We start from the raw sequence: 14908 nt of genomic DNA on the forward strand, positions 1-14908 counted from the left end.
TCACCGACGCATGCGCACCGCTTGTGATGGCACATCTGTCTCTCTCATCCGGCAGGAGTCGCCGCCCTTCCTCTACAATCCACCATATTTGCTTACTAATTAGTGTCACTACTCTCTAAAAAAAATCCAATAAACGGCTGAACGAGACATTTCACGTGGTGAACACGACCAATTCCCCATAATATAGCTTTAACTTGGCGTGAGACAAAACTGATTAAGTGTGCGCTATCAATATATTGTGCAAAACGTACTCTATGTAGCTGGTATCGGATAAAATATTGCGCATAATTGATTGAAGCGCAAGGCGGCCATTTACGATCTCCTTATACTCAAATTCAGGTTATATAACATAGGAATGAGAAGCTAAACCTAAAGATAGGTTCTGCTTCTCATTTTGTTCTAAGACGAACATAGTTTATGAAAAAGTTCGCCAACCAATATCTGAACGGAAGAACAAACCATCCCAAGTTAATTTGGCTAAACCATCGTATACTTTTTGCTGGGCTTCTTTTAATGTGGATTCACTAGCAGCTACTAAAATTGTACGACCACCGTTTGCTATAAATCCATCTGTTCCAGCTTTAGTACCCGCGTGGAAGACGTGAAGACCCGCTTCTTCTAGAATAGAAAGATTCGGTAGCTCTGCCCCTTTTTGTACATCATGTGGGTAACCAGCAGAGGCAATGACAACACCTAACATTTCTTCATCAGACCATTCTAACTCAAATGGTTTATCATCCATTAGGGCTGTCATAAACTTGCCGAAATCACTTTTCATACGTGGCAAAACTACTTGTGTTTCCGGATCTCCAAATCGAGCATTAAACTCGATTACTTTTGGTCCTTCATTCGTAATTATAAGACCAGCATATAAAATACCTGTGAACGGCGTTCCTACTTGTTCCATTCCTTTCACGGTTGGGACAACAATCGTTTCGTACGCTAATTTTACTACTTCGCTTGAAATCTGGGGAACTGGCGAATAGGCTCCCATTCCACCGGTATTTGGCCCTTTATCTCCGTCATATGCACGTTTATGATCTTGTGAAATGACCATTGGATAAATTTGTCCATTATGTACAAATGACATATATGAAATTTCTTCTCCAACTAAAAACTCCTCAATGACAACACTTGACGAAGATTCACCAAATAATTGATTGCCAATCATGTCTTCTACAGCAGTGTTCGCTTCTTCCAGGGTAATGGCAACTACTACACCTTTTCCAGCGGCAAGACCGTCTGCTTTCACAACGATTGGAGCACCCATTTTTTCAATATAAGCTTTCGCCTTGTCCACATCTGTAAAAGTTTCATAAGCGGCAGTTGGAATACCGTGCTTTTTCATCAGCTCTTTTGCAAATGTTTTACTTCCTTCCAATTGTGCTGCTGCTTTAGTAGGTCCGAAGATTCGAAGACCTTGCTTACTGAAGTAATCAACGATTCCAGCCACAAGTGGTTGCTCTGGCCCGACAAACGTTACATCAATAGCATTATCTCGTGCAAATTGTGCAAGCTCATCGAATGCCATGACATCTATTGGGACGATTTGTGCGTCATTTGCCATACCAACATTTCCTGGTGCTACAAATATTTTACTTACAGAAGGAGAATTATTGAACTGCTTTGCAATAGCATGCTCGCGGCCACCACTACCAATCACTAGAATATTCATATGAGATATGCCTCCCTTAATGTTTGAAATGACGAACGCCAGTAAATACCATCGCAATTCCATATTCATTTGCTTTGTCTATGGAATCTTGATCTTTGACAGAGCCACCTGTTTGAATTATTGCTGTGATACCAGCTTTAGCAGCTATTTCTACTGTATCGTTCATTGGGAAAAATGCATCAGATGCTAGTCCTGCTCCTTTTGCACGTTCTCCAGCTTGTTCTAGTGCAATTTTTGCAGATCCTACTCGGTTCATTTGACCAGCACCAACACCAATTGTCATGTCTTCTGTTGAAACAACAATTGCGTTCGATTTCACATGTTTTACTACACTCCAACCAAGCTCTAATGCTTTCCATTCTTCCGCAGTAGGCTTTCGGTCTGAAACGACTTTCACATCGGCATCTTTTAATCCATATGTATCAGGAGATTGAACTAATAATCCACCTTCAACAGATACTGTGTTCCATGCATCTTTTTTCGTTTGTTCATAAGATATTGTTAAAAGTCGAATGTTTTTCTTCGCTGTTAACATAGCAATTGCTTCCTCTGAGAATGAAGGAGCGATAATAATTTCTAAGAAAATACCTGCTAATACTTTTGCAGTTGCTGCATCCACTTCACGATTTAATGCAACAATTCCACCGAAGATAGAAGTTGAATCGGCTTCATATGCTTTATTGAAAGCTGCTGAAATTGTTTCGCCTGTTCCAACACCACAAGGATTCATATGTTTTACAGCTACTGCTGCAGGAATATCGAATTCTTTTACGATTTGAATCGCTGCATTTGCATCTTGAATATTGTTGTAAGAAAGCTCTTTTCCGTGAAGTTGTGTTGCAGATGCAACCGAGAAATCAGATCCCAGTGGACGCTGATAGAATGCTGCTTTTTGGTGAGGGTTTTCTCCGTATCGTAAAGCTTGCTTACGTTCATATGTAAGTGTTAATAACTCTGGGAATTCTTCACCAGTTAAGTTGGTCATATAACTAGCAATTAGTGCATCATATGCAGCGGTATGGCGGAATACTTTTGCAGCAAGTCTACGACGTGTTTCAAGTGTAGTTTCACCAGTTTCCTTTAATTGTTCTAATACTTCCACATAATCGGATGCATCTGTTACTACTGTTACGTATTGATGGTTTTTCGCTGCAGAACGCAACATAGATGGACCACCGATATCGATGTTTTCAATTGCATCTTCAAATGCAACATTTGGCTTGGAAATTGTTTCGCGGAAAGGATATAAGTTTACACATACTACTTGAATTGGTGTAATACTATGTTCTTCAAGTTGTGCTTGATGTGAGGGATCGTCATGCTTTGCTAATAATCCACCATGAATCATTGGATTTAATGTTTTTACTCGACCATCTAGTATTTCTGGGAAGTTTGTTACGGAATCTACCGAAGTAATTGCTACACCATTTTGTTCTAAAAATGATTTTGTCCCACCAGTGGATAAAATTTCATATCCAAGCTGTTCCAACTCTTTTGCAAATTCAAGAATCCCTGATTTATCTGAAACACTTATTAATGCACGTTTTGACACAATATTTCCTCCTTTTATAGTTAGAAAAGCCGGCATTCACCGGCTCCATAATTGTTGTAAAGTTTTCGTATATAGTTCATGCTCCACTGCATGGATTCGCTCTTCCGTTTGCTCCCGGTCTCCAGCCACTACTTCTACTACTTGCTGGGCTAAAATAGGACCTGTATCCATGCCCGCATCTACATAGTGAACAGTTACCCCGGTTACCTTTACTCCGTGTACCATCGCTTTTCCGATTGCATCTTTTCCCGGAAATGAAGGTAATAAAGAAGGATGGATATTAATAATGCGGCTCGGATATGCTTCTAGTAGAACATTTCCTATCAAACGCATATAGCCCGCAAGAACAATCCACTCTACTTCAAGCTCCACTAGCTTTTGTAAAATTTCTTTTTCATATAGTTCTTTAGAAGAAAAAGTAGAAGGACTAATTGCAAAAGTTTCAACTCCAGCAATTCTAGCACGCTCTTCAACAAATGCACCTGGCTTATCAGTAACTACTAACACTGCTTGACCAGATAATTTCCCAGCTTTTACTGCATCATGGATAGCCTGAAAGTTACTTCCACTTCCTGATGCAAAGACTGCAAATTTCGGTATTCCAGCCATTACACTAAACTCCCGTCATGCTCCCCGATGAATAAAACCCCTTCACCTTTCACAACTCGACCGATTGTATAAGCTTTTTCTCCATGTGATGTTGCAATTGCAATTGCTTTTTCCGCTTCCTCGGTTGAAAGTGCTAAAACAAATCCAATACCCATATTGAAAATATTATATAAATCACGATCGGACAACTCGCCTTTTTCTTTCAAGAAACGGAAAACGGGAAGTACTTCCCATGAACCTAAATCGATTTCTACAGCTAACCCTTCAGGCATCATGCGCGGTAGATTTTCATAAAATCCGCCACCCGTTATATGGGCCATTCCGTGAATTTCAAGCTCATGATGCATGTCCATTACAGGCTTTGCGTAAATTTTAGTTGGTGTTAAAAGTGCTTTTCCTATTCCTCCAAGTTCTTCATACCCCTCCACCACTGTTTCCGTAGAGTATCGGTTCTCTTCAAATACGATTTTACGCACTAAAGAAAAACCATTGGAATGAACACCACTAGAAGCAATACCAACAAGTACGTCCCCATCAGCAATTTTCTCACCAGTTACGATTTTAGACTTTTCACAAGCTCCAACAGCGAATCCCGCTAAGTCATACTCGTCTTCCTCATATAAACCTGGCATTTCTGCTGTTTCTCCACCGATTAAAGCTGCTCCAGACTGAACACATCCATCTGCTACACCTTTTACGATTTGCTCAATACGTTCGGGAATTGCTTTTCCTACCGCTACATAATCCAGGAAAAATAATGGTTCAGCTCCTTGCGCAACGATGTCGTTTACACACATCGCCACACAATCCACACCAATTGTATCGTGTAAATCCGTCATAAACGCTAGTTTTAACTTAGTGCCAACACCGTCTGTCCCAGAAATTAAGACAGGCTCTTTATAATTTAATGAAGATAAATCAAACATCCCGCCGAAACCACCGAAAGTACCCATGATTCCTTTTCTAGCTGTCCGTTCGACATGTGACTTCATTCTTTTCACTGCTTCATATCCAGCTTCAATATTTACGCCAGCTTTTTCATATGCTTTTGACATGTAGAATCCTCCTATCGAACAAGCTCTTTTTCATGTGGTAATTTCGTACTTGGAGAAATTGGCGTAGGATATTCACCTGTAAAACAAGCTAAACAATGTCCGCAATTTTTCCCTTCATCCGTTCTGCCAATTGCTGATACCATGCCTTCTACAGATAAAAATGATAGCGAGTCTGCGCCTATTAACTCGCGCATCTCTTCCACACTATTGTTAGATGCGATCAATTCCTCATCAGAACTAATATCAATCCCATAAAAGCACGGGTTTTTTAGAGGAGGTGAACTTATAACAACATGTACTTCCTTAGCTCCCGCATCTTTTAACATTTTCACAATGCGTCGTGAAGTTGTTCCACGGACAATCGAATCATCCACCATCACAACTCGTTTTCCATTTACCACTTGACGAACTGGCGATAGTTTCATTTTCACACCACGTTCTCGTAAATCTTGCGAAGGCTGGATAAACGTACGTCCAACATAGCGATTCTTAATAAGACCTAATTCATATGGAATACCTGTCGCTTCCGAAAATCCGATTGCTGCAGAAATACTAGAATCCGGTACTCCTGTAACAAGATCAGCTTCCACTTGAATTTCTTTTGCTAACTGTATACCAAGTCGTTTTCTTGCACTATGAATATTAATACCATCTATATCTGAATCGGGACGGGAAAAATACACATATTCCATCGTGCAAATCGCACGTTCTGCAGGTTCTGAGAAACGCTCAGATCGCAAGCCTTGATCATTAATAATTAGTAACTCTCCTGGCTCTACCGAACGAATAGCTTCCGCTCCGATTAAATCGAACGCACTCGTTTCAGATGCAACAACCCAGGCATCTCCTAACTTACCTAATGAAAGTGGACGCATGCCGTGTGGATCTTGTGCTACCATCATTTCATCTTCCGTTAGAATAATAAATGCAAATGCACCGTCTAATAATTTTAGTGCTTGTTTTGCACGTTCTTCCAAAGAAGTATGGCGACTCTTTTTCAACAAATGAGCTAACACTTCTGTATCGGAAGTTGTCTGAAAAATACTTCCTTGTTGCTCCAAACTACGCTTTAATCGATTGGCATTTACAATATTTCCGTTATGCGCAATGGCAAGACTACCAGTAGTTGAGTTAAAAAGTAATGGTTGCACATTTTCAATTCCAGATCCGCCTGCAGTTGCATAACGAACATGTGCAATGGCAGCTTTTCCTTCTAGTTTTTCAAGTTTTCCATTACTGAAAACATCATTTACCAACCCTTCACCTTTAACAGCACGTAAAAATTCTCCGTCTGTTACAACAATTCCAGCGCCTTCTTGCCCTCTATGTTGAAGTGCATGTAAACCATAATAGCTAATTGGTGCTGGATCTGGATGACCCCAAATCCCAAAAACTCCACATTCTTCGTTTAAGCCTCTGAGTTCAGCAAGCATGGGATTGCTCCTTTCCAAGCGGAACGGAATTCGTCAACAGAACCGTTAATCCATTCAGTTCCATCCTCGTTGGAAATAATCACTTTATTCGCATCTGTAACTGTTCCAATGCGAACTGCATCTTGCATGATTTCTTCAAACTTCTCTACATGGTCAGGTTTAACCGTAACTAAGAAACGCGATTGAGATTCACTGAATAATGCTGTTGTTGGAGATCCAGTAAGTGTGACTTCTACTCCAAGACCTTTAGCGCCAAATGCTTTTTCCGCTAATGCCACAGCAAGTCCGCCTTCCGCAAGATCATGTGCAGATTGTACAACCCCTGCTCTGATTGCATTAAGAAGTGCTGTTTGACGTGCTACTTCTACTTGAAGGTCAATAGATGGTGCTTGACCGAAAATACGCTTTTCTACTAATTTCTGAAGTTCAGATCCACCAAATTCCGTTTTTGTCTCACCAATTACGTAAACAGTATCTCCTGCTTGTTTAACAAATTGAGTCGTTACATGCGCCAAATCCTCTACTAATCCAACAAGACCTATTGTTGGCGTTGGATAAACCGCTGTTCCACTACGTTCGTTGTACAATGAAACATTCCCACCAATAACAGGTGATTCTAGTGCGATACATGCTTCGGAAATACCGTCTGCTGATTTCTCCAATTGCCAAAAAATTTCAGGGTTCTCTGGGTTACCAAAATTTAAGCAGTCTGTAATTGCAAGCGGTTTTGCACCAGAGCATACAACATTACGTGCAGCTTCCGCTACAGCAATTTTCCCACCTGTAACTGGATCCAAATAAATGTATCTAGAGTTACAATCTGTCGTCATTGCTAACCCTTTATTCGTCCCACGGACGCGAACTACTGCAGCATCTGAACCAGGTGTAACTACTGTACTTGTACGAACTTGATAGTCATATTGATCATAAACCCATTCCTTTGAAGCGATCGTCGGTTGTTGCAATAAGTTTAATAAAGTTTCTTTATAATCCGAAACTGCTGGCTCTACATTTTCCATTGCTTGAAACTCTGTAAAGTAAGCAGGTACTGAAGATGGCTTATTATAAACTGGTGCTTCTTCTGCAAGTGCATCCGCAGGGACTTCTGCCACGACTTCTCCTTTATGAAGTAAACGAAGCATTTTATCGTTCGTCACTTTACCAACTGCAACACAATCCAAGTCATATTTATCAAAAATCCGCACGATTTCATCTTCGCGACCTTTTTTCACAACGATTAACATACGTTCTTGTGATTCCGAAAGCATCATTTCATATGCAGTCATGCCAGTTTCACGTTGGGGCACAAAATCTAAGTTCATTTCTACACCGTAACCAGCTTTTGAAGCCATTTCAGCAGATGAGGAAGTTAAACCTGCAGCACCCATATCTTGAATACCAATAATTGCATCCGATTTTATCACTTCTAAACAAGCTTCTAATAATAGCTTCTCCATAAATGGATCTCCAACTTGAACGGCTGGACGCTTTTCTTCTGAAGCTTCTGTTAATTCTTCTGATGCAAATGTCGCACCATGTATCCCGTCACGTCCTGTTTTTGCCCCGGCGTACATTACTGTATTTCCTTCACCAGCTGCAATACCTTTTTGAATATCTTCATGATTGATCAAACCAACACACATAGCATTTACAAGCGGATTTCCTTCGTAGCAGTCATCAAATTGAATTTCTCCACCAACTGTCGGAATACCGATACAGTTACCATATCCTGCAATCCCCGCTACTACTTCTTCAAATAAGTACTTCACACGAGGTGTTTTTAATTCGCCGAAACGAAGCGAGTTTAGCAGTGCGATTGGACGGGCTCCCATGGAGAACACGTCACGAATAATTCCACCAACACCAGTTGCAGCACCTTGGTAAGGTTCGATTGCAGATGGGTGATTATGTGATTCCATTTTGAACACAACCGCTTGACCATCGCCAATATCAACAATCCCAGCACCTTCTCCTGGTCCTTGTAGTACTTGCGGACCTTTCGTAGGGAACTTGCGTAATACTGGTTTAGAGTTTTTATACGAGCAATGTTCCGACCACATAACAGAGAATAATCCAGTCTCTGTATAGTTTGGTAGCCGACCTAAAATCTTTTCTACCATGTCAAATTCTTCATCTGACATCCCCATTTGAGCATATATTTTTTGTTCTTTAATTTGCGTTGGATTTGGTTCAAGCATGACTGACATGTGATTCCCTCCACTGTTTCACGATTGATTTGAATAGCGCTAGTCCATCTGATCCGCCCATAATGTCATTTGCAGCACGTTCTGGGTGAGGCATCATACCAAGGACATTTCCTTTTTCATTGATAATACCTGCAATATCTTCCATACTTCCATTCGGATTTTCAGAAGCATATGTGAAAACGATTTGGTTATTTTCTTTTAAACTAGCAAGCGTTTCTTCGTCACAATAATAGTTTCCTTCGCCATGTGCGATTGGAATTTGAATCACTTCGTCTTTCACGTATTTGGAAGTAAATAGTGTTTCATTGTTAACAATCTTCAAATCTACTGTACGACACATGAATTTAAGGTTTTTATTTCGTAGAAGTGCTCCTGGTAGAAGACCTGCTTCTGTTAATACTTGGAATCCGTTGCAAACGCCTAAAACTGGCTTACCAGCTTCTGCTGCTTTAATAACCTCAGACATAACGTTTGAGAAACGAGAAATTGCACCACAACGTAAGTAGTCACCGTAAGCAAATCCCCCTGGCAATAATATTCCGTCGTAGTCACTTAAATCGGTTTGATCATGCCAAACATAGTCCACTTCTTCCCCAAGCTCATCTTTAATCGCATGGTACATATCTAAATCACAGTTCGATCCTGGAAAAACGATTACTGCGAACTTCATTTGGTAACAGCCTCCTCAACATCGTAACGATAGTCTTCGATCACTGTATTTGTTAGTAGCTTTTCACACATTTCTTTTACGAGTACGTCCAAATCCCGATCGCTTTCTTCTATTTGAAGCTCTAGAAATTTACCGATTCGTACATCTTTCACTTCGTTGTAATTCATGGAATGAAGTGCCCCCATAACTGCAGAACCTTGTGGATCTAAAACACTTTCACGTAACGTCACATATACTTTAACTTTTTTCATTTTGATAATCCTCCTAGGCGGGAAAGTATTATTTCATAAACTTCTGTTAAACTTCCTAAATTACGTCTGAATACATCTTTATCCAGTTTGTTGTTTGTTTCGTCATCCCATAGTCTGCAAGTATCTGGAGAAATCTCATCTGCAAGCAGAATTTCACCCTTTGCAGTTTTCCCAAATTCTAGTTTGAAGTCTACTAGAGTTACACCTATTTCCTTGAAAATCGGCTGTAACACTTGGTTGATATCCAGTGCTTTTCTATTAAGTATCTCTATTTCTTCAGGTTTCGCAAGTTCAAGTAATTCAATATGTGCGTCTGTCAGTAATGGATCTCCAAGTGCATCATCTTTGTAATAAAATTCAACGATTGGATGTTTTAGAAGAATTCCTTCGTCCATTCCTAATCTTTTAGCAAGACTTCCTGCTGCTACATTTCGAACAACAACTTCTAGTGGGATAATCTCCACTTTTCTTACAAGTTGTTCATTCTCTGAAATTTGCTCTACAAAGTGAGATTCAATTCCATTTTTTTTCAATTGTTGAAATAGAATCGTTGTAATTTTATTATTTAGATTGCCTTTTCCATCTATTTCTTCTTTTTTCTCTCCGTTGAAAGCTGTAGCACTATCCTTATAAGAAACAAAAAGGATATTTTCATCTTCTGTTGCGAATAATTGTTTTGCTTTTCCTTCGTATAATAGACGACCTTTTTCCACTGGTGACCCCTCCAAAAAGTGAAGCATCAATCAGTTGGGTGTTTCCCAACTGATTGTTAGCTGAATGAATTTCCCGAATCAACTAATGTACGATTAATTTAGCCCTAAACGTTCAAAAATCATATCTACATGTTGAATGTGATAATTGTAGTCAAAGCAATCATCTAAATTTTCTTTTGTTAATAAAGAAGTGATTTTTTCATCGGCATCCACAAATGTACGGAAAGCAGTTTGAGATTCCCATGCTTGCATCGCTAGTGGTTGTACCGTGTCATATGCTGTTTCACGTGCTAGGCCTTTGTCAATAAGTGCAAGAAGTACACGTTGAGAGTAAATTAATCCTAAGGTCGAATCCATATTACGCTTCATATTTTCAGGGAACACAGTTAAGTTTTTCACAATATTGCTGAAACGATTTAACATATAGTTAAGTGCAATGGTTGCATCTGGTAAAATAACACGTTCTGCTGAGGAATGAGAGATATCTCTTTCATGCCATAATGCAACGTTTTCATAAGCAGTCATCATATAACCTCGAATTAATCTTGAAAGTCCTACCATATTTTCTGAGCCAATTGGATTTCGTTTATGCGGCATTGCAGAAGATCCTTTTTGTCCTTTTGAGAAAAATTCTTCTACCTCACGAGTTTCTGATTTTTGTAACCCGCGAACTTCAGTTGCAAATTTTTCAATAGAAGTTGCGATTAATGCGAGCGTGCTCATATATTGTGCGTGTCGGTCACGTTGCAATGTTTGAGTGGAGATTGGAGATGCCGCTAATCCTAATTTTTCACAAACATATTGTTCTACGAATGGGTCGATATTCGCATATGTTCCTACAGCACCTGACATCTTTCCTGTTTCAATCGATTTAGCAGCTGCTTCAAAACGTTCTAAATTACGTCTCATTTCTTCTGTCCAAAGCGCAAGTTTAAGTCCAAAAGTTGTTGGTTCTGCATGTACTCCATGCGTACGCCCCATCATTACTGTGTATTTATGTTCTTTTGCTTTATTCTCAAGAATTTCGATAAAGTTAAGGATATCCTTACGTAAAATAACATTCGCTTGCTTTATTAAATACGAAAGAGCTGTATCTACTACGTCTGTTGAAGTTAGACCATAATGTACCCATTTACGTTCCTCACCAAGTGTTTCAGAAACCGCGCGAGTGAACGCTACTACATCATGTCTCGTTTCTTGTTCAATTTCTAATATACGGTCCACATTGAACGATGCGTTTTTACGAATTGTTACAACATCCTCTTTTGGAATATCCCCAATTTCAGCCCATGCTTCACAAGCTAATATTTCTACTTCCAACCATGCATTGTATTTGTTTTCTTCTGTCCAAATTGCTCCCATTTCAGGGCGTGTATAACGTTCTATCATTAATATTGCTCCTTTTTTATGACCAAATTTTGGATTGTTCGATTTCCTTTAACGTCTCTTCTATATTAGTAGAAAGTATTGTTACATGTCCCATTTTGCGATTAGTCTTTGCCTCACTTTTGCCATACATGTGAACAGACCAGTTTGGATATTTACTAATAGAGTTAGTTAGAGGAATCACATGTTGTCCTAGTATGTTAACCATTATTGAGTCAGTCCATAACTTCGGTTCTCGAAGTGGCCATCCACAAATAGCTCTTATATGCTGATGAAATTGAGAGATACTACAAGCCTCAATTGAATAGTGTCCAGAATTATGTGGTCTAGGAGCCAATTCATTTATTAAGATTTCATTATTCTCTAGAACGAACATTTCTACCGCTAGTGTACCCACTAGATTTAAATGGTTTGCAATTGTTTCTGCAGCTATTATTGCTTTTGTAGCAAGTGATGCATCAATTCTTGCTGGAACTATCGTTTCATGCAAAATATGGTTCACATGAATATTTTCTCCAATAGGTAGACAATATGTTTGACCAGCACCGTTTCTTTGGACAATAACAGAGATTTCCTTTTCGAATGAAACAAATGCTTCTGCAATACAGGCGGAATGTTCGAAAAGAACTTTTGCATTATTTAAGTGATCCTTTGATCGGACTATCTGTTGGCCTTTACCGTCATATCCACCTCTTGCAGTTTTTACAACACAAGGAAATCCAATTTCTTCTATACGTTGTTCTAGTTCCTCAAAAGTACTAGCTTCGACAAATTTTGCAATTGGCACACCTGAAGCTTGAATTTCTTTTTTTTCATTTATTCGATCTTGCGTAATTTTAACTAATTCCGCACCTTGAGGGACATAAGCAATTTCCGTTAGTCTTTTCAATCCGGTATAATCTATATTTTCAAATTCATATGTGATTACGTCACTTACTTCTGCAAGTTCTTCTAGTGCGGCTTCATCGTTATAAGGTGCAACAATGCGAATATCCGCAACCTGCCCACATGGAGAATCTATCGTAGGCTCTAGTACCGCTATTTTGAATCCTGCTTCTTTTGCAGCTAAAGCCATCATTCGTCCAAGTTGGCCACCACCGATTATACCGATTGTTTGCCCTGGGTAAATTACTTTTGTCATTCTAACTCACCATTACTCTCTAAAACGCTATTTTTCGTAGCTTCTCTTCTATTTTCAAGACGTTTTTCAACATCTCTATCTGTAATAGAAAGAATTTGTGCAGCAAGTAAACCTGCATTCGTTGCTCCAGCTTTCCCGATTGCCACTGTCGCAACTGGTACTCCGCCTGGCATTTGTACGATCGACAATAGGGAGTCCAGTCCATTAAGTGCCTTTGATTGAACAGGAACACCGATAACTGGAAGTGTTGTCTTAGCTGCAACCATACCTGGTAGATGAGCAGCACCGCCAGCTCCAGCAATGATTACTTGAATCCCACGCATTCTCGCTTGCTCTGCATATTCAAACATTAAATCAGGTGTACGATGTGCAGAAACTACTTTTTTTTCATATGGTATTTGAAGTTCTTCAAGAATTTCGCAACTGTGTTTCATCGTTTCCCAATCACTGACACTGCCCATAATTACACCAATTTTAACGTTCATTATTCTCGTCCTCCCATCAATCTTTCATTGGCATATTTGGCGAAGCTTAATAAAAGATAGGCATAAAAAAATTCCTTAAATAAACTACTCTCTTCGCAAGAAAAGCAGTTTACTCAAGGAACAAAGTTGCCAAATTGGTGACTACTAACATATGTAATCACATTCTCTTAGCAGAGTCCAAAAGTTGCTTTCCCGCATAGTCCTGTCATTTACGGTGACATGGTAGAGACGCTAAAGCCAATTCTTTAGCATATATGGGGATATTTCCGTTCATTTCTATTTATATTTTAACAATTCTTATGAGTCCCGTCAATATGTAAAAACGAACATTTTATTTCATTTTAGGTATAACGTTCGGTTTTAACCTATAATTTTATTAATTGACTTCTTTAATACCTTTTAACAGGATTATTTGTCTAATTGGCACAGGTTTTCCATCCACTTCTGCAAAAAGAGGTTCTTCTCTTCTACCTGCAACTTGAAAACCTTGTTTGCCCATTCTTTCCATACAATCTGTGATTGTTTCATTTTCTTCTACTTCAAACCAAACTGTTTCTTTTTTCATGAAAATAACTTTCCTTTCCTTACACTCTTCACCCAAAAACCACCATGAATTGACTTCGGCTCGTATGCAATGATAAACACTTTTGGGTCAATTTCCTTTAACTTTGCATATAATTTCAATTCATATTTTCGTGGTGTTAGTATTTGCAGCGCAACTCTATTACCATCTAACCCGTGGGCTATCCAATCCGTCACACCATATCCTTCATTTCTTAATACTGTTGGCAGATCCGTATCGACATTGGTTGTTATAACATTGACCATAATATAACCTAGTGCCATCTTCTCTTCTATTTTCATTCCTATTATTACGCCAGTTCCATAACCAAGCGCATATGCAATTAGATTTTGAATCTCATTTAAGTTGTCCAAAACAAGACCAAGACCCACTATGTAAATAACGACCTCCACTACACTTATCATGGCAGCAATATAACGAAATCCCTTTAATGTAAGGATCATACGTAATGTAAAGAAAGTAACATACACAATATTAATCGAAAATATGATTAAAACCATCAAGATTGCTGAAGAATCCACTAAATCCACCCCTTTTAGCCATGCGTTTGTCACTTATTATCGCACACTCGGAAATATTATCAACTATTTGAAGACGTTCGAGGATATTTTTTTAAGAGATTAGGATTATGACAGATTCAGTATCGTTCGATTTATTGGAAAAGTACGGGAGAGGGTGACTAGTTTTTCTACAAGAGCTATTAGTTTGTTCATAAAAGCAAGTATTTTTAGCATAAGAGATACCTAATTATTATGTTTAAATAACCACTACTCGATATAGGATTAAAGCAATCCAGAGGTAGATAATGGTCTCTTGAATTATTATCCATAATCAGTTAGAATATGACGCTTCGATACCAAATTTCACATTTAAGAGTTATCTCTTTGTGAGATAGGTCATTGATTTTACGCAACAAAAAAAGTTGTTACCAATTACTCGGTAACAACTTTTAATAGTGCCCAGCGACGTCCTACTCTTGCAGGGGGAAACCCCCAACTACCATCGGCGCTGAAGAGCTTAACTTCCGTGTTCGGTATGGGAACGGGTGTGACCTCTTCGCCATCATCACTAGACTAGTTCGGCTTTCAATACACTGCGCATTGCGTTGTCAACTTCATTCGATCAATCAGTCACGTACTTAAGTACGC

The 14908-nt window shown here is 39.1% G+C and carries 14 protein-coding genes, 1 rRNA gene and 1 riboswitch; all 15 genes read right to left on the reverse strand.

Annotated elements, in window-relative coordinates; genetic code table 11:
• Window positions 1-415: 415 nt before the first annotated feature.
• The 15 genes from purD to rrf all read right to left on the reverse strand — a co-directional run bounded on the left by purD (window position 416) and on the right by rrf (window position 14833).
• The gene (gene purD, locus PB01_RS16375) at window positions 416-1675 is read right to left on the reverse strand and encodes a phosphoribosylamine--glycine ligase (protein ID WP_151701176.1); all 1260 of its coding nucleotides are present in this window, start codon (window positions 1673-1675) and stop codon (window positions 416-418) included.
• A gap of 16 nt (window positions 1676-1691) precedes the next feature.
• Entirely contained in the window at window positions 1692-3227 is a 1536-nt protein-coding gene (gene purH / locus PB01_RS16380; RefSeq protein ID WP_151701177.1) for a bifunctional phosphoribosylaminoimidazolecarboxamide formyltransferase/IMP cyclohydrolase, read from the reverse strand.
• Between the two features lie 36 nt (window positions 3228-3263).
• Entirely contained in the window at window positions 3264-3836 is a 573-nt protein-coding gene (gene purN / locus PB01_RS16385) for a phosphoribosylglycinamide formyltransferase (RefSeq protein ID WP_151701178.1), read from the reverse strand.
• Entirely contained in the window at window positions 3836-4891 is a 1056-nt protein-coding gene (gene purM, locus PB01_RS16390) for a phosphoribosylformylglycinamidine cyclo-ligase (RefSeq protein WP_151701179.1), read from the reverse strand. The genes purN and purM overlap by 1 nt, the downstream gene beginning before the upstream one ends.
• Before the next feature lie 11 nt (window positions 4892-4902).
• On the reverse strand, window positions 4903-6324 hold the full coding sequence (gene purF / locus PB01_RS16395; RefSeq protein ID WP_151701180.1) for an amidophosphoribosyltransferase: 1422 nt from the start codon (window positions 6322-6324) through the stop codon (window positions 4903-4905).
• On the reverse strand, window positions 6300-8531 hold the full coding sequence (gene purL / locus PB01_RS16400; protein WP_151701181.1) for a phosphoribosylformylglycinamidine synthase subunit PurL: 2232 nt from the start codon (window positions 8529-8531) through the stop codon (window positions 6300-6302). Before purL ends, purF begins: the two co-directional genes overlap by 25 nt.
• Window positions 8515-9201 (reverse strand): phosphoribosylformylglycinamidine synthase subunit PurQ, encoded by a 687-nt coding sequence (gene purQ, locus PB01_RS16405; RefSeq protein WP_151701182.1) that lies wholly within the window; start codon window positions 9199-9201, stop codon window positions 8515-8517. Before purQ ends, purL begins: the two co-directional genes overlap by 17 nt.
• Entirely contained in the window at window positions 9198-9452 is a 255-nt protein-coding gene (gene purS, locus PB01_RS16410) for a phosphoribosylformylglycinamidine synthase subunit PurS (RefSeq protein ID WP_151701183.1), read from the reverse strand. The genes purQ and purS overlap by 4 nt, the downstream gene beginning before the upstream one ends.
• Window positions 9449-10165, reverse strand: coding sequence for a phosphoribosylaminoimidazolesuccinocarboxamide synthase (gene purC / locus PB01_RS16415; protein WP_151701184.1), 717 nt, complete (start codon window positions 10163-10165; stop codon window positions 9449-9451). The genes purS and purC overlap by 4 nt, the downstream gene beginning before the upstream one ends.
• A 93-nt stretch (window positions 10166-10258) precedes the next feature.
• Window positions 10259-11554: an adenylosuccinate lyase gene (gene purB, locus PB01_RS16420; RefSeq protein ID WP_151701185.1), complete on the reverse strand. Its 1296-nt coding sequence runs from the start codon at window positions 11552-11554 to the stop codon at window positions 10259-10261.
• A gap of 16 nt (window positions 11555-11570) precedes the next feature.
• Complete coding sequence (gene purK / locus PB01_RS16425) at window positions 11571-12692, reverse strand: 5-(carboxyamino)imidazole ribonucleotide synthase (protein ID WP_151701186.1); 1122 nt, start codon at window positions 12690-12692, stop codon at window positions 11571-11573.
• Window positions 12689-13177 carry a 5-(carboxyamino)imidazole ribonucleotide mutase gene (gene purE, locus PB01_RS16430; protein ID WP_151701187.1) on the reverse strand — a complete coding sequence of 163 codons (489 nt, stop codon included), beginning with the start codon at window positions 13175-13177 and terminating at the stop codon, window positions 12689-12691. Before purE ends, purK begins: the two co-directional genes overlap by 4 nt.
• 177 nt (window positions 13178-13354) lie before the next feature.
• Window positions 13355-13455, reverse strand: a riboswitch (purine riboswitch).
• Between the two features lie 98 nt (window positions 13456-13553).
• Complete coding sequence (locus tag PB01_RS16435; protein ID WP_151701188.1) at window positions 13554-13742, reverse strand: NETI motif-containing protein; 189 nt, start codon at window positions 13740-13742, stop codon at window positions 13554-13556.
• Window positions 13739-14260 (reverse strand): DUF2179 domain-containing protein, encoded by a 522-nt coding sequence (locus PB01_RS16440; protein ID WP_391209948.1) that lies wholly within the window; start codon window positions 14258-14260, stop codon window positions 13739-13741. Before PB01_RS16440 ends, PB01_RS16435 begins: the two co-directional genes overlap by 4 nt.
• A gap of 457 nt (window positions 14261-14717) precedes the next feature.
• Window positions 14718-14833: ribosomal RNA gene (gene rrf, locus PB01_RS16445) — 5S ribosomal RNA — on the reverse strand.
• Window positions 14834-14908 lie beyond the last annotated feature (75 nt).

The sequence above is a fragment of the Psychrobacillus glaciei genome, assembly GCF_008973485.1.
Taxonomy (GTDB): Bacteria; Bacillota; Bacilli; order Bacillales_A; family Planococcaceae; genus Psychrobacillus; species Psychrobacillus glaciei.

Coding starts and splice junctions, on each gene's coding strand:
- purD (WP_151701176.1), bottom strand. CDS start 1,675: ATGAATATTCTAGTGATTGGTAGTGGTGGCCGCGAGCATGCTATTGCA.
- purN (WP_151701178.1), bottom strand. CDS start 3,836: ATGGCTGGAATACCGAAATTTGCAGTCTTTGCATCAGGAAGTGGAAGT.
- purM (WP_151701179.1), bottom strand. CDS start 4,891: ATGTCAAAAGCATATGAAAAAGCTGGCGTAAATATTGAAGCTGGATAT.
- purF (WP_151701180.1), bottom strand. CDS start 6,324: ATGCTTGCTGAACTCAGAGGCTTAAACGAAGAATGTGGAGTTTTTGGG.
- purL (WP_151701181.1), bottom strand. CDS start 8,531: ATGTCAGTCATGCTTGAACCAAATCCAACGCAAATTAAAGAACAAAAA.
- purQ (WP_151701182.1), bottom strand. CDS start 9,201: ATGAAGTTCGCAGTAATCGTTTTTCCAGGATCGAACTGTGATTTAGAT.
- purS (WP_151701183.1), bottom strand. CDS start 9,452: ATGAAAAAAGTTAAAGTATATGTGACGTTACGTGAAAGTGTTTTAGAT.
- purB (WP_151701185.1), bottom strand. CDS start 11,554: ATGATAGAACGTTATACACGCCCTGAAATGGGAGCAATTTGGACAGAA.
- purK (WP_151701186.1), bottom strand. CDS start 12,692: ATGACAAAAGTAATTTACCCAGGGCAAACAATCGGTATAATCGGTGGT.
- purE (WP_151701187.1), bottom strand. CDS start 13,177: ATGAACGTTAAAATTGGTGTAATTATGGGCAGTGTCAGTGATTGGGAA.
- PB01_RS16435 (WP_151701188.1), bottom strand. CDS start 13,742: ATGAAAAAAGAAACAGTTTGGTTTGAAGTAGAAGAAAATGAAACAATC.
- PB01_RS16440 (WP_391209948.1), bottom strand. CDS start 14,260: ATGGTTTTAATCATATTTTCGATTAATATTGTGTATGTTACTTTCTTT.